Genomic DNA, 22,668 nt, shown 5'->3' on the forward strand with positions numbered 1-22,668 from the left:
TCCTTGCCGACCTTGTCCATGGCCTCGGCGATCATCTCGCCGATCAGGGGGTCAGCGGCGGAGATCGAGGCGGTGGAGGCGATCTGCTCCTTCGTCTCGACGTCCTTGGCAAGCGCCAGCAGCTGCTCGGAGACGGCCTCGACGGCCTTCTCGATGCCACGCTTGAGGGCCATCGGGTTCGCGCCGGCGGCCACGTTGCGCAGGCCCTCGCGAACGAGCGCCTGGGCGAGGACGGTCGCGGTCGTCGTGCCGTCACCGGCGACGTCGTCCGTCTTCTTCGCGACCTCCTTGACCAGCTCGGCGCCGATCTTCTCGTACGGGTCCTCGAGCTCGATTTCCTTGGCGATGCTCACACCATCGTTCGTGATGGTGGGCGCACCCCACTTCTTCTCGAGCACGACGTTGCGGCCCTTGGGGCCCAGCGTGACCTTGACGGCGTCGGCGAGCTGGTTCATCCCGCGCTCGAGGCCGCGGCGCGCTTCCTCGTTGAACGCGATGATCTTGGCCATGTGGTGAAGTCCTCCCAGAACGGGGGTGAGTGCCGGACCGCACAGGTGCCCGCGACGGACGACCCGACCACCGCGGGGATCCCTCCCCCGCGGGTATCGAGCCTCACCGGCCCGGTCCGTTTCTGTCACTCTCACATCCAGAGTGCTAACGCCAATGATTAGCACTCGACCATGCCGAGTGCAAGCGCAACGGGGTGGTCCGCGCGTGCTCCGCGCCCACCCGCACGCGTTGCACAACGACCGGGGCCCGGCCCCCGCATGGCGGGAGAGCCGGGCCCCGGTCACTGATCACCTGTGCCGCATGAAGCGTGCGCGACGCGTGCTGCGTGGCGCTTGCGCGGATCGCGTCGGATCGCGTCAGGTGTAACGCCTGCCACGTGCCGCGCGTGCGCGCGTGCCGCATGATGCGTGATCGCGTGTTGCGTGTTGTGATGCGTGCTGCGTGTTGCGTGTTGCCGATGTGATGTGTCGTGCAGTCCGTGATGGACCGTTACAAGCAGAGGAGCGGAACTCCCCCTGGGTATCAGCCCGGGTTCAGCCGGCCAGTCGGACCATGTCCGCCTGCGGCCCCTTCTGCCCCTGCGAGATCTCGAACTCGACTCGCTGCCCCTCCTCGAGCGTCCGGTACCCGTCCATCTGGATCGCGCTGTAGTGGACGAAAACGTCCGCACCACCGTCGACCGCGATGAAGCCGTACCCCTTCTCCGCGTTGAACCACTTGACGGCGCCCTGAGCCATTCCTAACTCCCCTGTTACTGGCCCTTTCACGGATACTGCACGCCGCAGCTCCGGGTCGTATCCAGAAGGCCCCGGCCTTCTGCTACGACCGCGGCTGAATGTATCCGGACGAACGCCCGGAGCAACAGGTCAATCGGACGAGAATTCACTGGGGAATAAACATCGCTTAGTACTCGAAATGCTACACAAGCCGCATTTCAATACGGCAGAAAAGCGACCTTCGAAACAAATCGGGTGTGATCCCGACCACGGGTTTGCCGACGCCGCGCCGCGAAAAGCGGGAATAGACCTCGCTAAACATGTGCCGCTACACGTGCGGCGCGCACCCCGCCGGCAACGAAAAAATCCGCCGCGCGAGCCTCTCGCGCAGCGGATTTTTCGGTTCCGTTTTACGTTTTCGATCAGAAACCGCGTTTTCGATCAAGTCCCGCGGTTTCGATCAAGCTCTGCGTTCCGGATCGAGGACGACCCGCAGCCGCCGATCACGATCCGTGATCAGCAACCGCCCGCGACCGCCGGGATGATCGAAACGCTGCCGCCGTCCGGAATGGGGGTGTTCAGGCCGTCCGCGAAGCGCACGTCCTCCTCGTTCACGTACAGGTTCACGAAGCGACGCAGCTTGCCCTCGTCGTCGAGGATGCGCGCGCGAATTCCGGTGTGGTTCTTTTCCAGGTCGTCGAGAACCTCGGCGAGGGTGCCTCCCTCGGCCTCGACCTTGGCTGCCCCACCCGTGTAGGTGCGCAGGATCGTCGGAATCAAAACGGAGACGCTCATGCCAGGCCGGCCTTTCGGAAGGATTCCAGGGTGGGTCGAATGGTCGCGGTCGGGCCGGTCGTCGGCGTAACCGCGTCCAGGGTCTTGAGGCCGTCGCCCGTGTTGAGCACGACCGTCTCGGCGTCGGGGTCGAGCGTTCCCGCGGCGATCAGCTTGCGCAGGCAACCGACCGTGACCCCGCCGGCGGTCTCGCCGAAGATGCCCTCGGTACGGGCGAGCAGCTTCATCGCCTCGACCACCTCGGTGTCGTTCACGTCCTCCACCGCGCCGCCCGTGCGCTTGCACACGTCGAGCACGTACGGGCCGTCGGCGGGGTTGCCGATCGCGAGCGACTTGGCGATCGTGTCGGGCTTCACCGGGCGGATCACGTCCTGGCCGGACTTCCACGCGGCCGACACCGGCGAGCAGCCCGTGGCCTGCGCGCCGAAGATCTTGTACGGCGCGTCCTCGACCAGGCCCAGCGCGATCAACTCGCGGAAGCCCTTGTCGATCTTCGTGAGCTGCGAACCCGACGCGATCGGGATCACGATCTGCTCGGGCAGTTTCCAGCCGAGCTGTTCGGCGATCTCGTACGCCAGCGTCTTGGAACCCTCGCCGTAGTACGGGCGCAGGTTGACGTTGACGAAGCCCCAGTCCTCACCGGCCGGGTCGCCGATGAGCTCCGAGCAGAAGCGGTTGACCTGGTCGTACGTGCCCTCGATGGCGACGAGTTCGCCGCCGTACACCGCGGCCGTGACGACCTTGCCGGCCTCCAGGTCGGAGGGGATGAACACGCAGCTGCGCAGTCCCGCCCGCGCCGCCGCGGCGCCGACCGCGCCGGCCAGGTTGCCGGTGGACGAGCACGAAAGCGTGGTGAAACCGAAGGTGCGGGCGGCTTCGACGGCGATCGCCACGACGCGGTCCTTGAAGGAGTGCGTCGGGTTCCCGGAGTCGTCCTTGACGTGAAGCTTGCGGATGCCCAGCTCGCGGCCGAGGTTCTCGGCATGGACGAGCTTGGTGAAGCCCGGGTTCAGGTTGGGCCGCGACGCGACGTCGGCGGACACCGGCAACAGGGGCGCGTAGCGCCAGATGTTCTGCGGGCCGGCCTCGATCTGCTCGCGCGTCACGGGGCCGAATTCGTAGGCGACCTCGAGAGGGCCGAAACAGGACTCGCACGCGTAGGTCGGACCGAGTTCGACGCGTTGGCCGCACTCACGACACGACAGTGCCACTGCGGGTCCGAAAGAGGTGGGGGTGACGCCGGCGATGCGGGTGGCGGTCACTGTGCTGGTACGGGATGGCGCCATGGCGAGGGCCTTTCTGTCCTCATCTTTACCCGTGGCTCCCACGGGCCGGACTTGGCACCTGTCCGATCGACGACACTCGCTCGCGCCGAAAGCGCGTCACGATGTGACGAACGGATGGTTGCCGGGGCTTCAACGGGCCGTTCCCTCTGCCCCTCTGGATGAGCTGCTATGGCGGTGGACACACCCCGTGAGGGGCGGCCGGTCCGCGTTTGTCCGGCGCGACGTGCGATCGTCGTATCCGGTGACGACGACTGTAACCGAACCGGTGCCCGGTCGATCATCCGGTCCACCTCGCGAGACGATAAAGGGTGGAATCGACCGAGGTCGGATCACAACCCGAGACAGGGGATTTTCGAACGTGCTGCCCGAGGTGAGCGCCTGGCTACGACGACGGTCCTCCGTCGCCGCGGACTGGCCCGTCGACAAGCTCCTGGACGCCAAGAACGACACCCGGGTCAGCGTCGTCCTGCCCGCGCTCGACGAGGAGACGACCGTCGGGGCCATCGTCGAGACCATCCGCATCGAGTTGGTCGAGCGGGCCCGGCTCGTGGACGAACTCGTGGTCGTGGACTCCGGCTCCACCGACCGCACCGCGCGCTTCGCCGCCGACGCGGGCGCGCGGGTCGTGCACCGCGACGACATCCTGCCGGAGCTGCCCGCGGTGCGCGGCAAGGGCGAGGTGCTGTGGCGCTCGCTGCTGGTCACCGACGGCGACATCGTGGCGTTCGTGGACGCCGACCTCAAGGACTTCTCGGCCGACTTCGTGACCGGCATCGTCGGTCCGTTGCTCACCGATCCCTCGGTCCAGCTGGTCAAGGCCATGTACGACCGGCCTCTGGAGATCGGCGACACGATCGTGCCGGCCGGCGGCGGGCGGGTCACCGAGTTGGTCGCCCGTCCCCTGCTCAATCTGCACTGGCCCGAACTCGCCGGTTTCGTCCAGCCGCTCGGCGGCGAGTACGCGGCGCGGCGCTCGCTGCTCGAACAGTTGCCGTTCCCGTGCGGCTACGGCATCGAGACCGCCATGCTCGTGGACACGCTGCGGCTCGTCGGGCTCGACGCGATGGCTCAGGTGGACGTGGGCGTGCGGCGACACAGTCACCAGGACGAGGCGGGGCTCGGGCGGATGTCCGCGGAGATACTCCAGGCGGCCGAACGACGACTGCATCGCGTACCGGTGGGCCCCGAGACCAAGACGTCGCCGACCCAGTTGACCCAGTTGACCCAGTTCGAGCGCAACGCGCACGGGTTTCGTCTGCGCACGCACGACATCGCCGTCGCGGAACGACCACCGATGGCCACGATCGCCCGATACCGCGAGCGTGCCCGCCTGGTCGGGCGCTGAGTCGAGGCGGCGAACCGGGCCGAAGCGGGCCCGATGCGCGCGGTGCGCGTGACTCTCGTCACCGAGGGTCGCCATCCGCCCGGGTTTGCGAACCGGCGGCCGTGGCTAGGGTCGGGGACATGAGTGCTCCCCCTCCCGCCGGTGTCCTGGTCGCGTCCAATCGCGGTCCCGTGTCCTTCTCCCTGGAGGACGACGGCACGCTCTCGGTGAGCCGGGGCGGAGGCGGCCTGGTCTCGGGCCTGTCCACCGCGGGGCAGGGCACCGGTGCGGTGTGGGTGTGCTCCGCGCTCGGCGAGGCCGACCGCACCGCCACCCGCGCGGCCCCCTCGGGTCGGCTGGATCTCGCCGGTCACGACACCGGCGGCCTCGCGGTGCGCATGCTCGACATCGACCCGGGCACCTTCGCCCGGGCGTACAACGCCATAGCGAACTCGACGCTGTGGTTCGTCCACCACCTGCTCTACGACACCGCGACCAAGCCGGTCTTCGACGCCCGCTTCCGCAAGGAGTGGGCCTCGTACGAGGCGTACAACGAGGCGTTCGCGGTCGCCCTCGCCGAGGAGGCCGCCGAGGGCGCGAAGGTGATCGTGCAGGACTACCACCTGACCCTGGTGCCGGTGATGCTCCGCCGGTTGCGCCCCGACCTGCGGATCGGGCACTTCTCGCACACGCCGTGGGCGCCGCCGGACTACTTCCGACTGCTGCCCGACGACATTGCGCGGTTCGTCCTGGAGGGTGTGCTCGGCGCGGACCACGCGGGCTTTTTGACCCGGCGCTGGGCGCTCGCGTTCCTCGACTGCTGCGCCGACGTGCTCGACGCGCAGGTCGACCGCGAGGCGATGACCGTCAAGCACGGCGGACGCGTCACCGAGATCGGCGTGCACGGCCTGGGCGCCGACGCGGACTTCCTGCGCGAACGCGCGTCGCGGGCCGACGTGGACACCCGTCTCGCGGGGCTGCGCGAGGCGGTCGGCGGCCGAAAGGTCATCGTGCGGGTGGACCGTACGGAACTGTCCAAGAACATCGTCCGCGGCCTGCACGCCTACCGCGAACTGCTGCGCACCCGCCCCGAATGGATCGGCAACGTGGTGCATGTCGCGTTCGCCTACCCCTCGCGCCACGACCTGCCGGAGTATCGCGAGTACACGGCCGCCGTGCAGCGCGTCGCCAAGGAGATCGACGACGAGTTCGGCACGGGCGACTGGCAGCCGCTGATCCTGCACGTCAACGACGACTTCCCGCGCTCGCTCGCGGCGTATCGGCTCGCCGACGTCGCCTTGGTCAACCCGATCCGCGACGGTATGAACCTCGTCGCGAAGGAGGTTCCGGTGGTGTCGCTGCTGGACGAGTCGCACGGCGGTTGCGCGCTCGTGTTGTCCCGCGAGGCGGGCGCGTTCGAGGAGTTGGGCGACGACTCGGTCGTGGTCAACCCGTTCGACGTGTCACAGACCACCGAGGCGTTGCATCAGGCGCTGACCATGGAACCGGGCGAGCGCCTGGCCCGCACCAGGCGGCTCGCCGCGGCGGCGGTCGCGCTCAACCCGCAACAGTGGTTCCTGGAGCAGTTGGACGCGCTCGACGCGCTTTCGCGCTAGACGCTAGTGCTGTGGCCGGTCACCGGTGAGGTGGTCGGCCAGCCCCGCGAGCAGGTCCGCGACGCCCGCGGGGCCCGGTACGACCAGGTCGGCGCGCTTGGCGAGGGCGTCCACCTCGGCGGAGCCGCTGCACACGGTGATCCCGGCGACGCCCCGGCCGCGCAGTTCCTCGACCGCGCCGAACGCGGCGAGGTCGCCGAGGTCGTCGCCGGCGAACAGTACGGACGCCGCCTGACGCTCCTTCAGGAAGCCGGTGAGGGCACGCCCCTTGTCCATCCCTTCGGGGCGCAACTCCAGGACCATGCGCCCGGGTTCGACGGTCAGGCCGTGTTGCGCGGCGAGGTCGTCGAGGGGAGCGCGCAGCAGGTCGAAGGTGCCTTGCGGGTCGGGGGCGCGGCGCGTGTGCACGGCCAGCGCGCTGCCCTTGTCCTCGGTCCACGTGCCGTCCCACGCGCCGAGCGACCGGAGCAGGCCCGGCAGCGCGAGCCGCACCTCGTGCACACCGCTGGGCGGCTCGGGGGCGGTGACCCGGTCGGTCCGGGCGTCCCATCGCTCCAGACCGTAGTGGCCCAGCACGACGAGGTGTTCGAGGCCCTCGACGCCGCGGAAGCGGCCGTACTCGACCGCGACGGCGGCCGGGCGGCCGGTCACGATCACCACCGCGTCCAGCCGCGGGGTCAGCCGGGACAGCGCCCGGACCGCGCGCACGTCGGCTCTGGCCTGGTCGGGGTCGTCGACGATCGGGGCGAGCGTGCCGTCGAAGTCCAAGGCGACGACGGCCCGTTGTGGCTGCGCGAGCAACGCGGCGAGACCGGCGCGACCGGCCGAGGTGACGGGTTCGGGCAGTGCGGTCCGATTCGTGGGCATGCGGTCCAACCTAGTACTTCGGCAGGACTTGGCTGTCCGGACAGGTCGGGGGCTGTACGAGCCGCCTTCGGGGGCGTATCGGACGGGCCTTGGCCGGGTGTTCGGCGATCCGCCACCCGTTCCCGCGGGCGTCGCCGTCCTCTGTCCGAATGACGCGGGCCGCCCGACGCGCGCGCGGATCGCCGAAGCGACCTGCCGCATCCGGGCCCACCCGGCGTCCGGCCGACCCTCGTCGACGAGTCCGCCGCGTCGATCTCCGCACCGCTACCGGGGCCGAAGCCACCGACGCGTGGAAAGACCCCGCCGAACGCGTCTCGGCGACGTGCGTGTGCGCGGGCGTCGGCGTGGTCGCCGCGCCGTTGGGCCGGACTCGCACACCGGCCTTATCCGGACAGCCGCAAAACGCATCCGGCCGGCCTGCAATACCCCGGCTCAACCGTCGCCAACCGCCCCGAAATCACCTCCGAGAGGCGCGCGAAAGCAATCCACGCGTCTGTGGTCGGTAGGCCCGGAAGCTCGCCTGAAACGCGCCACGAGCACGCCCGGTGCGCGGTTGCAGTACGCCCACCGGAAGGGGGAAAACGAATGGGTGGGAGCGAGGTATGCGAGAACACATTTCCGCCGAGGTGCGGGAATGATCAGTTCCGCTACGGCTGTGCCGCATCTCCGATTTTGACCGTTGACAGCCTGCACGAGTCGACCTACTGTCGACTTCGGACCGGTGGTCGATGATTCGAGAGTGCGGCGCAAGCTAAATTCCCATCAGATCGATACGGCAATTGGATGGCCAACGTGAAGCCTGTGGAACAACCCGGCGGACGTTATGGAATCCCTTCTCCTCTCGGCGTCGGGCCTATGTCACGCAATTCGATCGACGCGTGTATAGAATTTGCCTATCGTCACGAGTTCAATCTCATGCTCATTCCCAGCCGGCGCCAGATAGAGGCGGCCGCGTTGGGGGGCGGATATGTCGAGGGGTGGGACACCGAGGCATTCGCCGAGTACGTGCGCAAGCGCGACCCCAAGCACCTCCTCATGCTGTGCCGCGACCACGGTGGTCCATACCAATTACCGACGGAGCGGGCGAGCGGCCTTACCCCTGAGCAGGCCCTCGACTCAGCCACGGTGTCCTTCGTCGAGGACATCCGGTGCGGTTTCGAACTCCTCCACATCGACACGTGCATGGACGTCGACGGTCCCGCGGAGCATTCCCTCGCGGTCGAACGACTCGTCGAACTCTATGGGCGCTGCGTCGAAGCGGCACGTGTCGAAAACGTGGATCTGCGATTCGAGATCGGGTTCGAGGACCAAGGCGTCGACACGAACGACCCGGCGGAGTTCGACGAACAGTTGCACGACGTCCTCGCGCGACTGCGGGCGGCCGATCTGCCCGCGCCGACCTTCGTTGTCGCGCAGACCGGCACCAAGGTTTTGGAGACCACGAACACCGGCGCGCTGCGGACCGCCCCCGCTGCGGTCGAATACGCCGTGCGGGCGCTCAGTGATCTGACGCAGAAGAGCGGGCTCGCACTCAAGGCGCACAACGCCGACTATCTTTCGTTCGCCGAGATCGGCCGATTGCGAACGGCCGGTGTCCACGCGATGAACATTGCCCCGGAAATCGGTGTCGCGGAGACTCGGGCACTTCTCGAATTGCTTGAGGAAGTAGGACTTCGCAATGCCCGGGATTCATTCCTGGCCATGGCCTACGAATCCGGGCTCTGGCGTAAATGGATGATCCAGGGAACACCCGACGACGATCTTCGACGCGCGATTATCGCCGGTCATTACATGTTCGGAACGGAGGCGTTCGTTCAGCTCAAGGAGTCCGTCTCCGCGACGGTCGCGCGCCGTGGGATCGATCTCGACCAGTACCTGCGGTTGCGAATCGAGCACGTGATCGGCCGATACGCCACCTTGCTCTGAACCGTCCGCCCCCCGCGAGCACGAAAGGTGATTTCACCGTGTCCCAAGGCAACTACCTCGACGATTTGTTCGGCAATCGCGACGACTGTGTGCGCCTGTCCGTCCCCGGCATCCAGGCCGGTCCCGTCGCGGAGACGAAGACGGTGAGCAAGGGGTGGGGCGAAGAGCGCTGGCTCGTCCCCGAGGCCGCCCCCTGGGGTTTCAAGCTGATCCATATCAAGGCCGGGCACCGCACCAGCCTCCAGTACCACCACCACAAGGAAGAGGCGTGTCTCGTCCTGAGCGGAGAGGCGCATCTGCACCACGCGGCGTCGCCCGACGACGAGCCGACCCAGGTCCTGACCGGCCCCGGCGACGTGATCCATCTGGCGCCCGGCCACGTACACCGCTTCGAGGCCGTCACCGACATGACGATGGTGGAGATCTCCACCCCCCACCTGGACGACGTCGTACGCATCGCCGACGACTTCGCCCGCGGCGACGGCCGCATCGCCGCGGAACACGAGGAGGCTCGCCCGTGAGCGATTGGCGAGTGCCGCGCTACGACTACCCCGCCCAGTTCCCCGACCTCGACACCCTGATCCCGCGCATCGGCGACCTGCTGCGCGAGGGGAACTACATCCTCGGTGAACCGGTCACCCGATTCGAGACCGATTTCGCCGACTTCCTCGGAGCCCGGTTCGCCGTCGGCCTCAACTCGGGGACCGACGCGCTGATCCTGGCCATGGACGCCCTCGGCATCGGCCCGGGAGACGAGGTGATCACGGTCGCGAACTCTTTCCACGCGACCGCGATGTCCGTCGTCCGGGTCGGCGCCACACCCGTCCTGGTGGACTGCGATCCGGACACCCACCTGATCGACCTCGACGCGGCCGCGGCCGCGGTCACCGACCGGACCAAGGCCCTCCTCGTCGTCCACCTCTTCGGCCAGGCCGTGAACATGCGAGCCGCGCGCGCGCTCGCCGACCGCCACGACCTGCTGTTGATCGAGGACTGCGCGCAAGCGGTCGGCGCCTACTCCGGCGACCGGCGGGTGGGAAGCGACAGCGACGCCGGCTGCTGGAGCTTCGCACCGTCCAAGAACCTCGCCGCGGCGGGCGACGCGGGCGCCGTCAGCCTGCGCGCCGAGGAAACCACCCAACGCCTGCGCCTGCTACGCCACTTCGGGCAGGTCGCGCAGAACGAGCACCACGTGCTCGGCTACAACTCCAGACTCGACACGATGCAGGCGCTGGTCCTCGCGCACAAGCTGCCCCACGTGGACGCGTGGAGCCGGCGCCGAGTCGCCATCGCCGAGGCGTACCGCGCCCGCCTGGGCTCGCTGCCGATCCGGTTCCAGGCCGGAGCGGGGGATCGCGAACACGTCTACCACCTCTTCCAGGTGCAGACGCCGTTGCGCGACGACCTTCTCGCCCACCTGCGCGCCGACGGGACCGACGCCGTCGTCCGCTATCCCGTGCCCATGCATCTACAGCCGGCCTTCGCCGACCTCAAGCTCGCCGCCGGCGAACTGCCCGTCGTGGAACGACTGGCGCGCGAGACTCTGTGTCTCCCGCTGTTCCCCTCCATGACGGACGCACAGATCGACCACGTCTGCACCGGAGTCGAAAGGTTCTTCGCCGGCTCACGCTGACCGCCCCATGACAGCGTCGAACCCGACGCCACAGAGGAAGACGAGGTGGGGAGCGTGCGGATCGCCGCGCCCGAGGTCGAGATCGTCGCCCCGCGAGACGATCGCGAGATCGCCGCGTACGCGGCTCTCGCGCACGCGAGTTTCGGGACCGAGATTCCCGACATCGGCTATCTGCGACCGCACGCCCTCACCCGCGTCGCCACCGAGAACGGACGCGTCCTCGCGGGCGCGATGGGCATTCCCGTGCCGCAGTTCTTCGGCGGCCGAGCCGTGCCCTCCGCGTGCGTCTCCGCGGTCTGCGTCGCGCCCGAAGCGCGTGGGCGAGGGATCGCGGGCCGGCTCATGGCCGAACTGGTACGCGGGCTGCGCGACGAACACGGCGCGGCCGCGGTCTCGTTGTGGACACCGTCGGTCGGTCTGTACCGGCGCTGGGGATGGGGCACGATCGCCACTCCCTGCCGATGGGTGCTCCCCGCCGCCCAACTGCGCGAGTTCCGCCGAACAACGGCCCCCGGCCTCGGTATCGTCGAAGGGGTACACGCGTTTCAGCAGGAGGAGGCGCGCGCCTGGAACGGCCCCGTCCGACGCCCCGCCTGGTGGTGGGAATGGAAACGCGCGACCGCCCCCGCCACCACCTATCACCTGACCGACACATCGGGAGAGGTCACCGGCTACCTCACCGCGACCACGGCACCCGTCAAGCCGTGGGGTCACGACATGTTCGTCCACGAACTGGCGGCCCGCGACCGGCAGAGCCTGCACACCCTGATCGGATTCCTGGGCGAGCACGCCAGTCAGGTGCAGGACATCCACCTGGGTCCCACGGCCACACCCGTCCTGAGCGGCCTGCTCGACCACCTCTCCCAGTTCTCCGCGCGCGCTCGGACCTGGTATCCCTGGATGCTCGCCCTCGTCGACCCCGTCGAGGCCGTACGTGCCCGAGGTTGGGACGAGGACCTCGATGTCGACCTCGTCCTCTCCGTTGCCGACCCCCAGGGCCGCACCACCGGATACCGGTTGTCCGTCCACGGCGGCGCCGGCCGGCTGGAAACGACCGGCGACAACCCCGACGTGGAGCTGACGTCGGGCCACCTCGCGGCCTGGTACGCCGGGGCATTCGGTTCTCCTGCCCGCATGCGCGTCGTCGGCGTCCGCGGCCGGCCGGCCGCACTGCGACGCCTGAGCCGGACGACCGACGACCGCGAACCGTGGCTGCCCGACACCTTCTGAACCCCGCCCCGACCCCATCCCCATCCCCGGGTCAGGGACAGGTTCCGACCTCCCCGACCCCGGATTCAACGAGGAGAGCTGCCGATGTTCGTACAAGGACTGCCGTGCCACGCCGTCCTGTTCGACATGGACGGAGTCCTGGTCGACTCGCTCCCGCAGATCGTCGCGCACCTGCGCTCCTGGGCCCACACCCACGGCCTCGACCCGGACGCGGTCGTCGCGCTGTCGCACGGACGCACGGACCACGACGTGGTCCGGCTGGCCGCACCGCACCTCGACACCCGCGCCGAAGTCGCCCTCCTCCAGGACGAGGAGGTCCGCGCCGCCCGCGACATCCCGGCCAAACCGGGTGCCCGCGAACTCGTCGCCGCACTGGACCGGGCCGGCATCCCCTGGGCGGTGGTGACCTCGGGATGCACCCGGGTCGCCCGAGCCCGGCTGGGTGCCAACGGTTTCGGCGTGCCCGAGGTATTGATCACCTCCGACGACATCACCGTGGGCAAACCGGACCCGCAAGGCTATCTGGCCGCCGCGCAACGGCTGGGCCACGCACCCGAACGTTGCCTCGTGGTCGAGGACGCACCCGCGGGCGTGGCCGCAGGGCGTGCGGCCGGAGCCACCGTGCTCGGCGTGACCGGAACCGTGACGCCCGCGGAACTGCCCGCCGACGCCCTCGTGGACACCCTCACCACCGTACGCGTCAAGCCGGGCTACGGATTGGAGGTGCACGCGTGAGCGAACCGGAGTCGCGCAGCACCGCCGACCCCGCCCACGACCGGCCGGCCGACACCCCCGCCTTCCCGACCGGCCCCGCCCCTGCCCGGCATCCCGCGTTGACCCCGGCCGGCATGACGGCCGCGATGTCGCTCATGCTGCTTCTGGGCATGTGCACCGGAACGATCGGGGCGGCGCTGCCCAAACTGCGCGACCACTTCGCGGTGTCGGACGGCGCCGCCGCCCAGTCCATCACCGTCTACAACCTCGGCGCACTCGTCGCGATCGTCGGGTGCGCCGCCCTGACCCGCCGCCGAACACCCCCACGCGCCGTCGCCACCCCCATGCGCGTCACCACGCACTCCCTGATCCTGTTCGCCCTCGGCACCGCGACGATGGGACTGTCACCGGGATTCGAGGTCTTCCTCGTCGGCGTCGCCGTGGCCGGCTCCGGCTACGGCTCGCTCGTCCTGCACCTCAACTCCACGTTCGCGCAAGGGTTCACCGAGCACAACGTGGTCATGGTCAACATGATCAACGCGCTCTTCGGCACCGGCGCGATCCTCGGATCCCTGGCCATCGCCCCGCTGGGCGCGAAAGGCGTCCTGGCCTCGTTCGCCGCCACCGCAATCCTCGCCGCGCTGACTTTCCCCGCCGTCGGTACGACCCGGGCCATAAAAGCCGAACCACCCACTGCCGCTCGACCCGGCCGCCGCGAACTCGCCGCGCTCGCCCCGTTCATCATGATCGCCTTGTTCTACGCCGGCCTGGAGACCGGGACGGCCGGCCTGGAGTCCACCTACCTCACCCACGTCGGCCACTCCGACGACTACGCCGCCGTCGGTACCGCGCTGTTCTGGGCGGGCCTGACCATCGGACGCGTGGTGATCCCGCCGCTCGCCCGCCGGACCGCCCCCGCCACGCTCCTCGCCTACATCAGCGCGACCGCCGGCCTCGCCGCCCTCGCCGCCCTCATACCCGACGCCGCGCTCATCGCCTTCGCGGTGGCCGGTATCGCCATGGGCCCGATCTTCCCCACGACCCTCGCCTGGCTCGCCCGCAGCCACCCGGCCGCACACACCGCCAACTCCGCCCTCCTGGTGGCTTCGATGATCGGCAGCACCACCCTGCCCGCGTTGGTGGCCCTGCTCGGCCAGACCACCTCGACCCGCGTGATCCCCCTCGCCATCGCCACGATCGGCGCGGCGGTGTTCCTGACCGTCCTGCGCCGACCGAGCCCCGCGCCCCGGCCCTGACACGGGAGCCGGCGTCCCGTGCTCACTCGCTCGGCTGGTCCGGTGCTCGGCTCGTCGGCTCGGGTCGGCCGGAGGTGAACGGCGATCCGAGAGTCAGCGAGTGCTCAGCGAGCCCAACAGGCGATCGAGGAGCGGAACGGGCTGGTCGTCGACCACGATCACGGTGAGCCGGTTCAGCGGGATGCCCGCGAAGGCCGGCCTGATCCGACCGATCCCGGGCAGGCCGACGGCGAGCGCGCGGGCCTGCGGCGCCTGGTCGGCCGGGTGGTAGACGGTGGTCGCGGGGACCGTGCCGCGGAAGTCGTCGGTGCCGGTGACCTCCCAGCCGGCGGCTTCGAGCCGGCGGGCCATCCGCTGCGCGAGCGCGGGCACCTTGCTCTGGTCGAGCACCACGACCTTGCCGTGCGCGCCGCGGGGGATCACCGGCGGCTGCGCGGGGGTGAGCGCAGCCGGTGGGACGGACGCCGGGGCGGCAGGCGGCGCGGGCGCCGGTACGGCCGAGGCGGCGGGCTGCTGCGACCGACCCGAGGTGATCCGGGGCGCGGGTCCTTCCGGTCCGATCGCCGGCAGCCCCACGACGGCCGCCACCCCGAGTGTCGCCGCGACCGCCATCAGGCCGCGCCGCGACCGGTGTCCGAGCGGCGCGCGCTCGGCTCGCGGGCCGGCGATCGGATCGCGTTCAGCGGCGCGAGCGTCCCCGAATTCCACGAAAGCCTCGGGGCCCTCGGCTCCCGCCGGCGGCACCGGCGGCTTGTCCGGCACTCCGGTCCACGCCTGCGGATTGCTCCAGATCCTGGCGTACCTACCGAACCCTTCGAAGGCGTCGTACTCGTCCTTGCGCGCCTGCCACACCGCGACCCCCTGCTAACGACCGGGACGGCGCACGGTCGAGCGGGCGTGTTGACGGGCCTCGCGCAACCGGCGCAACCGCTGGACCAGCATCGGGTCGTGCGCCAACGCCTCGGGACGGTCGAGCAGGGTGTTGAGGACCTGGAAGTAGCGCGTCGCGGAGAACCCGAAGCGGTCGCGCACGGCGCGTTCCTTGGCGCCGGCGTGCTTCCACCACTGGCGCTCGAATTCGAGGATGTCCCGATCCCGCTCGGACAACGCACCCGGCTCGGACGACGCGCCCGGCTCGGCCACGTCGTCGGTCGGCTCGGCGGCGTGGGTCTCGCCCGGATCGACGCCGGGCACACGATCGCCGACGGCGGCGAGGGCGGCGACAGCCGTGTCGTCGTCGGCTCCGGACCCCTGAGCAGGTCCCCTCTCCCCGGGGAGTGGGGTCACGGGGACGGTTCCGGGCACCTGATCGGATGCGGGCTCGCCCGCACTCTGCCCGGGAATCACGGGCGTCTGTGGCCGCACATCGTGCTCCGCACCCATCGGTCACCCCTTCCGTACACGTGCGGCGGGCCCGTCGACCCACCACCGGCATTGTGCCCGGCCGGGCCGACTGCCGAGCGGACCGGCGCGATGGTCCGCGAAGAAAAGCCTACGAATCACCCGCAGGGAGGTGTGCCCGGGATGACCTATAAGCTCCGCCGCATGTCTACTTTTGCCGTCCATATCGCCGACGCCGACCTCGAACCCGACCCGCTCGACCCGGCCACGATCGTCTCCGGTTCTCCCGAGGTCTCGGGCAAGGTCTTGTGGGAGTCGGCGGACGGCAAGCAGGTCCGCGGCATCTGGCAGATCACCCCGGGCGTGGTGACCGACACCGAGGCGAACGAGCTGTTCGTGGTGATCTCGGGCCGCGCGACGATGGAGATCAAGGGCGGCGACACGATCGAACTGGGCCCGGGCGACGCGTGCGTGCTCGAAGAGGGCGCCGAGTCGATCTGGACCGTGCACGAGACGCTGCGCAAGGCGTACCACATCACCCTGCCGTAGCCGCCGACGTGGCGTCCGACGCGAAACGCGCGGAAGCCCACAGGTCCCCGGTGGGCCTGTGGGCTTCGTGCTTTCCCCGGGTCGACGGCGCTACTTGACCGAGCCTGCGGTGAGGCCGGAGACGACGTGCTTCTCGATGTAGGCGAACAGCACCACGACGGGGATGATCGCGACCACCGAGCCGGCGAACAGGTATTGCCATTCGACGCGGTAGGCGCCGAGGAAGCTGTTGATGCCCACTGTCAGCGGTTGCTTGTCCGGGGTGGTGACCAGCACGAGCGCGACGGTGAACTCGTTCCACGCGGCGATGAAGGTGAAGATGACCGCCGTGACGATGCCCGGCATCGCGAGCGGCAGGGTGACCCGGCGCAGTGCCCCGAGACGGGAGGCACCGTCGATCATGGCGGCCTCTTCGAGTTCGACGGGGATCGCGCTGAAGTAGGCGGTCAGGATCCATACCGAGAACGCCAGGTTGAAGGCGCCGTTGACGAGCACGAGCGCCCAGTAGGAGTCGAGCAGGTCCAGGATGTAGAACTCGCGGTACAGGCCGACGAGCAGTGACGTCGGTTGGAACATCTGGGTGACCAGGACCAGCATCAGGAAGATCCCGCGGCCGCGGAACCGCTTGCGGGCGGTGTAGTAGGCGGCGGGCAGCGACACCACGAGCACCAGCACCGTCGACATGCCGGCGACGAGCAGCGAGACCTTGAGGTTGTCGCCGAGCGTGGACTTGTCCCACACGTCGACGAAGTTCGCCCATTCGAACTTCGACGGCACGTAGCCGTCGCCGGTCAGTTCGTCCTTGGGTCGCAGGGCGGTGATGACCATCTCGACGTAGGGCAACACGAAGAGGATCGCGATCACCCACGCGAGCGCACCGAACGCCAACTGCTTGTGGCTGTACTTGCCGCGCGGGCCGGCGTTCTTCTTCGGGCTGCCCGAGGACCTGCCCGCGCCCGTGGTCCGCGTCTTGGGGCCGGTGTCCGGCTTGGGGCTGACCGCGGCGCTCATCGGTCGGTCTCCTTGTTCCAACGGCTGACAAAGAGGAAGAAGACGACCATCACCACGATCATCGCGAAGTTGGCCACCGACATCGCGGCACTCTCCCCGATGTCGGAGGACTTGAGTTGGTACATGAACACCGTGGTCGTCGCGGTCTCGTAGCCGGGGCCGCCGTTGGTCATGGCCCAGATGATCGGGAACGAGTTGAAGACGTTGATCAGGTTGATCACGATCGCGACCAGGATCGCCGGTCGCAGCAGTGGCAGCGTGATCGACAGGTAGGTACGCCACGTGGACGCACCGTCGATCTTGGCTGCCTCGTACACCTCACCGGGGACCGTCTGCAGACCCGCGAGCAGGGTGTAGGTGGTGAACGGCAGTGACACGAACACGGCGACGATCATCATCCAGGGCATCGCCGTGGACGGTTTCCCGAGCCAGTCCTTGCCCTCGTCGAGCAGGTGCAGGTCCACCATCACGGTGTTGATCACGCCGTGGCTCTCGTGGAGCATCCACTTGAAGACGACCGCGGTCATGAAGACCGAGGCCGCCCACGGGACGATCATCGCCCAGCGGGCGAACCGCCGACCGGGGAAATGCTGGTTGAACAGCTGTGCCAGGAGCAGGGAGAGCACCAGGGTGACGGCCACCACGACCGCCACCCACACGAGGGTGTTCCAGAGCACATCCACGAAGAACGGCTCGTCGAACAGCTTGGTGTAGTTGTCGGTGCCGTTGGATCCCTTGACGATGCCGGTGCGGCGGATCCTGAGGAACGAACTCCAGACCATCACCACCACGGGCCACAGCACGACCACGCCGATGAGGAGGACGGCCGGGCCGATCCACGGCAGCGGGGCCAGCGCCTTTTTGATTCTTGTGGTGACGGTGGGCGCTTTGCGCGTGGACTCGGCCACGGAGCCGTCCCCTCCTTCGGTGTCGAACGGTCGATGTCGGTGCCTTGCGGACAGAGCTTGCGCTTATCCCCGCCGGGGCGTCAGCTCTTTTGCTGCGAGACCGCCGACTCGGCTTCCTTCTGGAGCTGGTCGAGCACGTCCTTGGGCGACTGGCCGGAGACCGCGCTGCCGAGCTGTTCCTTGATCTTGGGCGAGATCACGTCCCACGCGACGTCGTTGAGGGGGTAGAACTTCGCCTTGGGCAGCAGGTCGATGTACGGCTTGAGACCCGCGTTGGCCGGGTTGGCCGTCATCTTGGCCATCACCGACTTGGTCACCGGCGGGAAGCTGTACTGCTCCTGGAACTTGAGCTGCTGGTCGGTGCTGAAGGCGTGGTCGAGGAACGCCTTGATCTGGTCCTTGTGACCGTTCTTCTTGAACGCCATCATCCAGTCGCAGACACCGAGAGTGTCGGCCTGCGGACCGGTCTTGCCGGGGATCACGGCGGTGGCGTACTTGACGTTCGGGTAGTCCTTCTTCAGCGTGGCGATCATGGTGGGGTGGCTGTTCAGCATGCCGACGTTGCCACCGTAGAAGTCCGTGAAGACGTCCTTGCGGCTCTTGGTGCCGGGGTTCGACTCGGTCAGGCCGGTCTTGACCAGGTTGTCGTTGACCCAGTTCAGCGCCTCGACGTTGGCCGGGCTGTTGACCGTGTACTTGTCGCCGGTCTTGTAGCCGCCGCCGTTGCCCAGCATCCAGTTCATGAACTCGCCCTGGGCCTCCTCCTTGCCCAGCGGCAACCCATAGGGCACCTTGACCCCGGCGTTCTTGAGTTTCTCGGAGAAGGACTTGACCTCGTCCCATGTCTTCGGCGGCTCGGTCAACCCGGCCTTGGCGAACAGGTCCGTGTTGTAGATCAACTGACGCGTGCTCGACGTGAAGGGAATGCCGTACTGCTTGCCCTTGACCGTCGCAGCCGGCGTGAACGAATCCACGAAGTCGGCCTTGGTCGCGGACGACATCACCTCGTCCACCGGGTAAAGCAGATCGTCGACGACCTTGTCCGCGTAACCGCCGGTCTGCAGCAGATCCGGCATGTCGTTGTTCTGGATCATGGTCGCGACCTGCTTGTCGATGTCATCCCAGTTGATGACCTGCAGGTTCACCTTCACGCCGGGGACCTTGGCGTTGAAGCTCTGGATCACGCCGTCCCAGTACTTCTGCTGGCTGCCGTCGCCGCTGCCGTAGTCCGCGACGACCAGCTTGATCGTGCCGTCCTTGGGGGCGCCTGCCGGGGCGTCGGACGGGCTCGACGCCTTGTCGTCGTCCTTGTCGTCCGACCCACCACACGCTGACAGAAGCAGTGCGGCCGACAGTCCTGTCGCCGCCAACGCCATCTGGTGCCGCTTCATCGCAGTACCGCCTTCATGCCTTCAGGAAATCAGGACCGTTCGGCGGGGTTTTGGCACGCAAAACCCCATGCACATGCTTGCGTGAATCTGTTCGTAACCCGGGGTTCAAGCAACCTATTGAGCAACACCGAGCATTTTGCGGACTCGCGGTGGAGGCAGTCAACACCCCGTCGAGAGAAAGGTCTACACCAATTTCGGGAATCGGAGGAGGGGTGGACCAAGTTTGCGGAGCAATTCGTTACCCATGCCGACGGGCACACAAAGGAACCGACGCCGAGGACGCCGGTTCGATACCGAATTCAATCTGTCGAGTTGGTTGGAGTTCGGGCTCGCCCCGGGATTTCCGCAGGCCATGCGACACGTGTCGAATGGCCTGCGCGCTACCCGCCCGGCCCTTTCGCGCTCAGACGCGAATGACCCGAACGCCGGCCTCGGCGAACGCCGACGTGGTCTCCTCGGGCGCCGCGGTGTCGGTCACCAGCACGCCGACCCGGTCCAGTGGGCAGATCCGGGCGAAGGCGCGCCGGCCCAGCTTGGACGAGTCGGCGGCGACCACCACCCGGGTCGCCCCGGCCGCCATCAACTGGTTGATGCTCGCCTCGCCCTCGTGGTGGGCGCTCGCCCCGTGCTCGACGTCGATCGCGTCCACCCCCAGGATCGCCACGTCCAGGGCCACCTCGTGCAGGATGCCGGTGGCGAGCGGGCCGATCAGCTCATAGGACTGCGGGCGGGCCACACCACCGGTCACCACGATCTTCACGTGCCGTCGAACAGCCAGTTCACCGGCGATGTTGAGGGCGTTGGTGACGATGGTGAACGCCTGCGCGGACGAGTCGCCCTCGGTGTGCAGGTCGGCCCTGGCGACCAGGGCGCGGGCCACCTCGGTCATCGTCGTGCCGCCGTTGATGCCGACCGTCTCACCCGGTTTGACCAGCGCCGCGACCGCGTGCGCGATGCGCTGCTTCTCGGACGCGTGCCGGGCCGTCTTGTAGCGCAACGGCAGGTCGTAGGACACCGCGTGCGCGACCGCGCCGCCCCGGGTCCGGGTCAGCATCTGCTGCTGGGCGAGCTGGTCGAGGTCGCGGCGGATCGTCGCCGGCGAGACGTCCAGCTCGGCGGCCACGTCCTCGACTTCGAGCCGGCCGTGCTTGGCCAGTAGTTCGAGAAGCGCGCCCCACCGCTCGTAACGGCTCACCCGTGACCTCCAGCCATGTCCGACAGTCGTGTCGGCTTCTTGTCGGACCGTGCGAAACATCCTCCCGGGCGTCCCCGATGAGGCACGCGCCGGGGCGGCAGTAACGCCGCGCTTACTCAACGATGCTGTTGCGTGTTCATGTTTTCAACTGCTATCCAATGAGCACAAACGCGCAAACACAACACCGGCTCCGCGGCTCCCGGAGTCCATCCATCTACCAGACTTGAGACGCCGATGCCGCACGTGAACACCTCGCCGTCCGATCTGTCCGGCGCGGACTGCGTCGTCGCCCTCGACGTGGGCGGAACCGACATGAAGGGCGGTGTGGTCGACCCGGCCGGGCGCCTGGTGTACTCCGAACGACGCTCCACCGGCCGTACCAAGGGCCCGAACGCGGTCGTGAGCGGCATCGTCGACTTCGCCGCCGAACTGCGCGACCGCGCGGTCGAGCTGGGCGGCGTGCCGCGCGCCGCCGGAGTCGCGGTACCGGGGATCGTGGACGACGTGGCGGGTCTGGCGGTGTGGTCGGCCAGCATCCAGTGGCGCGAGGTCCCGTTGCGCGCCCTGGTGACCGACCGGCTCGACCTGCCGGCGGCGCTCAGCCACGACGTGCGCACCGGCGCGCTCGCCGAGGGCCGGCTCGGCGCCGGGCACGACTGCGACAACTTCCTGTTCGTGGCGATCGGCACCGGCCTCGCGTCGGTTCTCGTCCTGAACGGCCGACCCTACCCGGGTGCGCACGGGCAGGCCGGCGAGATCGGCCACATCACCGTGCGCCCGGGCGTCGGCAAGTGCACGTGTGGCGCGGTGGGCTGTCTGGAGGCACACTTTTCCGGTCCGGCGATCGCGCACGCGTTCGCCGACGCGGCGCCCGGCGACGATCCGCCGCTGAGCGCGGCCGAGGTGGTCGCGCGGGTCGCGGCCGGGGATCGGGTCGCCGCCGGGGTGTGGGGCAAGGGCGTATCGGCCTTCGCGGACGGTCTGTTGACCGGCCTCGCGCTGTACGATCCGCGGCTGCTCGTGATCGGTGGCGGGCTCTCGCTCGCGGGCGAGCAGTTGTTCAATCCACTGCGTACGCTGCTCGCCGAGCGTGCGGTGGTCGAGCATGTGCCGCCGGTCGTGACGGCGGCACTCGGAGACGAGGCCGGCTGTCGTGGCGCCGGTCTGATCGCGTGGGACGCCTTGGAGGTGCACGGGTGACGGTGCTCGGCAATGCGCGCGTGGTACTGCCCTCGGGGGTGGTCGAAGGCGCCTCGGTACGCGTCGTGGACGATCGGATCGCCTTTGCGGGCCCGGGAATCGACGATCCGTCGGATCGGCTGATCGATGTCGGGGGCGGCTGGATCGTGCCCGGTTTCGTGGACATGCACGTACACGGTGGCGGGGGTGGTTCGTACACCTCCGGCGACGCCGAAGAGGCGTTGCGGGTGGCCGAATTCCATCGGTCGCACGGCACCACGACCACCATCGCAAGTCTGGTCACCGCCTCGCCGGTCGAACTGCTGCGGACGGTAAGGGAGTTGGCCCCATTGGTGCACGAAGGCCGGTTGGCCGGGCTGCATCTGGAGGGTCCGTACCTGAGCAAGGTCCGGTGTGGTGCGCACGATCCCACCCAACTGCGCTCGCCCGACCGCGACGAGGTTTCGGCGCTTCTCAAGGCCGCCGCCGGCGCGATCCGCATGGTCACGCTCGCGCCCGAACTGCCGGGTGGTATCGAGTTGGTGCGCCGATTGGCCGACGAGGGCGTGATCGCGGCCGTCGGGCACACCGACGGTACGCATCGCGAGACGCGCGCCGCGCTCGCCGCGGGGGCGAGCGTGGCGACCCACCTGTTCAACGCGATGCGCAGCGTGCATCACCGCGAGCCGGGACCGGTCACCGCGCTGCTTCAGGACAGCGACGCGGTGGTCGAACTGATCAACGACGGCGTCCACCTGCACCCGAGCGTGGTCAATCTGGCCTACGCGAGCGCGGGCCCGGACCGGGTCGCGTTCATCACCGACGCGATGGGCGCGGCGGGCATGCCGGACGGCGTGTATCCGCTGGGCGTGATGACCGTGGACGTGGTCGACGGCGTGGCCCGGCTCACCGGCGGCGAGTCGATCGCGGGCAGCACGCTGACCCTGGACCGCGCGCTGCGCAACGGCGTGGCCGGCGGCCTCCCGATCGCCGACGTGGCCCGCTCCCTGTCCGCGACTCCCGCACGGGCATTGGGGATTGCCGACGAGCTCGGCACCCTGGAGGCGGGCAAGCGAGCCGACCTGGTGGTGTTGGACGACGCGCTGGAGGTGCGCGCGGTCCTAGCCGCAGGCGTGTGGGTGGACGCCCGCCGACCCTGATCCGCGCACGGACGATCTTGGAGTTGTGGGCGGGTATCGGCGCCCCGGGTCTCGGCCCGGG

22 protein-coding genes and 1 riboswitch are annotated in these 22,668 nt (G+C 68.9%); of the genes, 11 read left to right on the plus strand and 11 right to left on the minus strand.

The window, feature by feature from the left end:
* From GT354_RS36560 to thrC, 4 genes are all read right to left on the minus strand, one after another.
* A partial coding sequence (locus GT354_RS36560; protein ID WP_272923947.1) for a TCP-1/cpn60 chaperonin family protein occupies nucleotides 1–509 on the minus strand: 509 nt, incomplete at its 3' end.
* 534 nt (nucleotides 510–1,043) lie between these two features.
* Nucleotides 1,044–1,247: a cold-shock protein gene (locus tag GT354_RS36565; protein ID WP_161360683.1), complete on the minus strand. Its 204-nt coding sequence runs from the start codon at nucleotides 1,245–1,247 to the stop codon at nucleotides 1,044–1,046.
* 495 nt (nucleotides 1,248–1,742) lie between these two features.
* Nucleotides 1,743–2,021, minus strand: coding sequence for a MoaD/ThiS family protein (locus GT354_RS36570; RefSeq protein WP_161360684.1), 279 nt, complete (start codon nucleotides 2,019–2,021; stop codon nucleotides 1,743–1,745).
* On the minus strand, nucleotides 2,018–3,307 hold the full coding sequence (gene thrC / locus GT354_RS36575; RefSeq protein WP_161360685.1) for a threonine synthase: 1,290 nt from the start codon (nucleotides 3,305–3,307) through the stop codon (nucleotides 2,018–2,020). The genes GT354_RS36570 and thrC overlap by 4 nt, the downstream gene beginning before the upstream one ends.
* A gap of 16 nt (nucleotides 3,308–3,323) precedes the next feature.
* Nucleotides 3,324–3,472, minus strand: a riboswitch (SAM riboswitch).
* A 193-nt stretch (nucleotides 3,473–3,665) separates the two neighbouring features.
* Between thrC and GT354_RS36580 the strand changes: the two genes are divergently transcribed.
* Complete coding sequence (locus tag GT354_RS36580; protein ID WP_161360686.1) at nucleotides 3,666–4,652, plus strand: glucosyl-3-phosphoglycerate synthase; 987 nt, start codon at nucleotides 3,666–3,668, stop codon at nucleotides 4,650–4,652.
* A gap of 119 nt (nucleotides 4,653–4,771) precedes the next feature.
* On the plus strand, nucleotides 4,772–6,247 hold the full coding sequence (locus tag GT354_RS36585; protein WP_161360687.1) for a trehalose-6-phosphate synthase: 1,476 nt from the start codon (nucleotides 4,772–4,774) through the stop codon (nucleotides 6,245–6,247).
* A 3-nt stretch (nucleotides 6,248–6,250) separates the two neighbouring features.
* Here the strand turns inward: GT354_RS36585 and otsB are convergent, their stop codons facing one another.
* Nucleotides 6,251–7,114, minus strand: coding sequence for a trehalose-phosphatase (gene otsB, locus GT354_RS36590; RefSeq protein ID WP_161360688.1), 864 nt, complete (start codon nucleotides 7,112–7,114; stop codon nucleotides 6,251–6,253).
* A gap of 783 nt (nucleotides 7,115–7,897) precedes the next feature.
* Here otsB and GT354_RS36595 point away from each other — a divergent pair.
* From GT354_RS36595 to GT354_RS36620, 6 genes are all read left to right on the plus strand, one after another.
* The gene (locus GT354_RS36595) at nucleotides 7,898–9,040 is read left to right on the plus strand and encodes a tagatose-6-phosphate kinase (protein WP_161360689.1); all 1,143 of its coding nucleotides are present in this window, start codon (nucleotides 7,898–7,900) and stop codon (nucleotides 9,038–9,040) included.
* Nucleotides 9,041–9,078: 38 nt separating this feature from the next.
* Nucleotides 9,079–9,561 (plus strand): cupin domain-containing protein, encoded by a 483-nt coding sequence (locus GT354_RS36600; protein ID WP_161360690.1) that lies wholly within the window; start codon nucleotides 9,079–9,081, stop codon nucleotides 9,559–9,561.
* Nucleotides 9,558–10,673, plus strand: a complete 1,116-nt coding sequence (locus GT354_RS36605; RefSeq protein ID WP_161360691.1) for a DegT/DnrJ/EryC1/StrS family aminotransferase — start codon at nucleotides 9,558–9,560, stop codon at nucleotides 10,671–10,673. Before GT354_RS36600 ends, GT354_RS36605 begins: the two co-directional genes overlap by 4 nt.
* A 45-nt stretch (nucleotides 10,674–10,718) precedes the next feature.
* Complete coding sequence (locus GT354_RS36610) at nucleotides 10,719–11,903, plus strand: GNAT family N-acetyltransferase (protein ID WP_161360692.1); 1,185 nt, start codon at nucleotides 10,719–10,721, stop codon at nucleotides 11,901–11,903.
* A gap of 84 nt (nucleotides 11,904–11,987) precedes the next feature.
* Nucleotides 11,988–12,638 (plus strand): HAD-IA family hydrolase, encoded by a 651-nt coding sequence (locus tag GT354_RS36615; protein ID WP_161360693.1) that lies wholly within the window; start codon nucleotides 11,988–11,990, stop codon nucleotides 12,636–12,638.
* The gene (locus GT354_RS36620; protein WP_161360694.1) at nucleotides 12,635–13,873 is read left to right on the plus strand and encodes an MFS transporter; all 1,239 of its coding nucleotides are present in this window, start codon (nucleotides 12,635–12,637) and stop codon (nucleotides 13,871–13,873) included. Before GT354_RS36615 ends, GT354_RS36620 begins: the two co-directional genes overlap by 4 nt.
* Nucleotides 13,874–13,966: 93 nt before the next feature.
* Here GT354_RS36620 and GT354_RS56020 read toward each other — a convergent pair whose 3' ends face one another.
* Nucleotides 13,967–14,725: a LytR C-terminal domain-containing protein gene (locus tag GT354_RS56020; protein WP_161360695.1), complete on the minus strand. Its 759-nt coding sequence runs from the start codon at nucleotides 14,723–14,725 to the stop codon at nucleotides 13,967–13,969.
* Between the two features lie 12 nt (nucleotides 14,726–14,737).
* On the minus strand, nucleotides 14,738–15,160 hold the full coding sequence (locus tag GT354_RS54940; RefSeq protein ID WP_346012341.1) for a DUF3263 domain-containing protein: 423 nt from the start codon (nucleotides 15,158–15,160) through the stop codon (nucleotides 14,738–14,740).
* A 258-nt stretch (nucleotides 15,161–15,418) separates the two neighbouring features.
* On the opposite strand from GT354_RS54940, the gene GT354_RS36635 reads away from it, so the two are divergent.
* A complete protein-coding gene (locus GT354_RS36635; RefSeq protein ID WP_161360696.1) occupies nucleotides 15,419–15,763 on the plus strand; it encodes a cupin domain-containing protein in 345 nt (114 codons plus the stop codon).
* A gap of 90 nt (nucleotides 15,764–15,853) precedes the next feature.
* Here the strand turns inward: GT354_RS36635 and GT354_RS36640 are convergent, their stop codons facing one another.
* The 4 genes from GT354_RS36640 to GT354_RS36655 all read right to left on the minus strand — a co-directional run bounded on the left by GT354_RS36640 (nucleotide 15,854) and on the right by GT354_RS36655 (nucleotide 20,268).
* Nucleotides 15,854–16,774: a carbohydrate ABC transporter permease gene (locus tag GT354_RS36640; protein WP_237535816.1), complete on the minus strand. Its 921-nt coding sequence runs from the start codon at nucleotides 16,772–16,774 to the stop codon at nucleotides 15,854–15,856.
* Entirely contained in the window at nucleotides 16,771–17,682 is a 912-nt protein-coding gene (locus GT354_RS36645) for a sugar ABC transporter permease (protein ID WP_161360697.1), read from the minus strand. The genes GT354_RS36640 and GT354_RS36645 overlap by 4 nt, the downstream gene beginning before the upstream one ends.
* 80 nt (nucleotides 17,683–17,762) lie before the next feature.
* Nucleotides 17,763–19,073: an extracellular solute-binding protein gene (locus GT354_RS36650; RefSeq protein WP_161360698.1), complete on the minus strand. Its 1,311-nt coding sequence runs from the start codon at nucleotides 19,071–19,073 to the stop codon at nucleotides 17,763–17,765.
* A 403-nt stretch (nucleotides 19,074–19,476) separates the two neighbouring features.
* Nucleotides 19,477–20,268, minus strand: coding sequence for a DeoR/GlpR family DNA-binding transcription regulator (locus GT354_RS36655; RefSeq protein ID WP_161360699.1), 792 nt, complete (start codon nucleotides 20,266–20,268; stop codon nucleotides 19,477–19,479).
* A 234-nt stretch (nucleotides 20,269–20,502) separates the two neighbouring features.
* On the opposite strand from GT354_RS36655, the gene GT354_RS36660 reads away from it, so the two are divergent.
* Together GT354_RS36660 and nagA are read left to right on the plus strand one after the other, a co-directional pair.
* Nucleotides 20,503–21,468, plus strand: coding sequence for an ROK family protein (locus tag GT354_RS36660; RefSeq protein ID WP_161360700.1), 966 nt, complete (start codon nucleotides 20,503–20,505; stop codon nucleotides 21,466–21,468).
* Nucleotides 21,465–22,607: an N-acetylglucosamine-6-phosphate deacetylase gene (nagA, locus tag GT354_RS36665; RefSeq protein ID WP_161360701.1), complete on the plus strand. Its 1,143-nt coding sequence runs from the start codon at nucleotides 21,465–21,467 to the stop codon at nucleotides 22,605–22,607. The genes GT354_RS36660 and nagA overlap by 4 nt, the downstream gene beginning before the upstream one ends.
* Nucleotides 22,608–22,668 lie beyond the last annotated feature (61 nt).

This window comes from Streptomyces sp. SID3343 (assembly GCF_009865215.1).
Lineage (GTDB): Bacteria > Actinomycetota > Actinomycetes > Streptomycetales > Streptomycetaceae > Embleya.

What these genes read in the sequence shown, in the direction of transcription:
- GT354_RS36565 (WP_161360683.1), bottom strand. Translation starts at nt 1,247, where the DNA reads ATGGCTCAGGGCGCCGTCAAGTGGTTCAACGCGGAGAAGGGGTACGGC.
- GT354_RS36570 (WP_161360684.1), bottom strand. Translation starts at nt 2,021, where the DNA reads ATGAGCGTCTCCGTTTTGATTCCGACGATCCTGCGCACCTACACGGGT.
- thrC (WP_161360685.1), bottom strand. Translation starts at nt 3,307, where the DNA reads ATGGCGCCATCCCGTACCAGCACAGTGACCGCCACCCGCATCGCCGGC.
- GT354_RS36585 (WP_161360687.1), top strand. Translation starts at nt 4,772, where the DNA reads ATGAGTGCTCCCCCTCCCGCCGGTGTCCTGGTCGCGTCCAATCGCGGT.
- otsB (WP_161360688.1), bottom strand. Translation starts at nt 7,114, where the DNA reads ATGCCCACGAATCGGACCGCACTGCCCGAACCCGTCACCTCGGCCGGT.
- GT354_RS36595 (WP_161360689.1), top strand. Translation starts at nt 7,898, where the DNA reads ATGGCCAACGTGAAGCCTGTGGAACAACCCGGCGGACGTTATGGAATC.
- GT354_RS36615 (WP_161360693.1), top strand. Translation starts at nt 11,988, where the DNA reads ATGTTCGTACAAGGACTGCCGTGCCACGCCGTCCTGTTCGACATGGAC.
- GT354_RS36635 (WP_161360696.1), top strand. Translation starts at nt 15,419, where the DNA reads ATGTCTACTTTTGCCGTCCATATCGCCGACGCCGACCTCGAACCCGAC.
- GT354_RS36640 (WP_237535816.1), bottom strand. Translation starts at nt 16,774, where the DNA reads ATGAGCGCCGCGGTCAGCCCCAAGCCGGACACCGGCCCCAAGACGCGG.
- GT354_RS36650 (WP_161360698.1), bottom strand. Translation starts at nt 19,073, where the DNA reads ATGAAGCGGCACCAGATGGCGTTGGCGGCGACAGGACTGTCGGCCGCA.
- GT354_RS36660 (WP_161360700.1), top strand. Translation starts at nt 20,503, where the DNA reads ATGCCGCACGTGAACACCTCGCCGTCCGATCTGTCCGGCGCGGACTGC.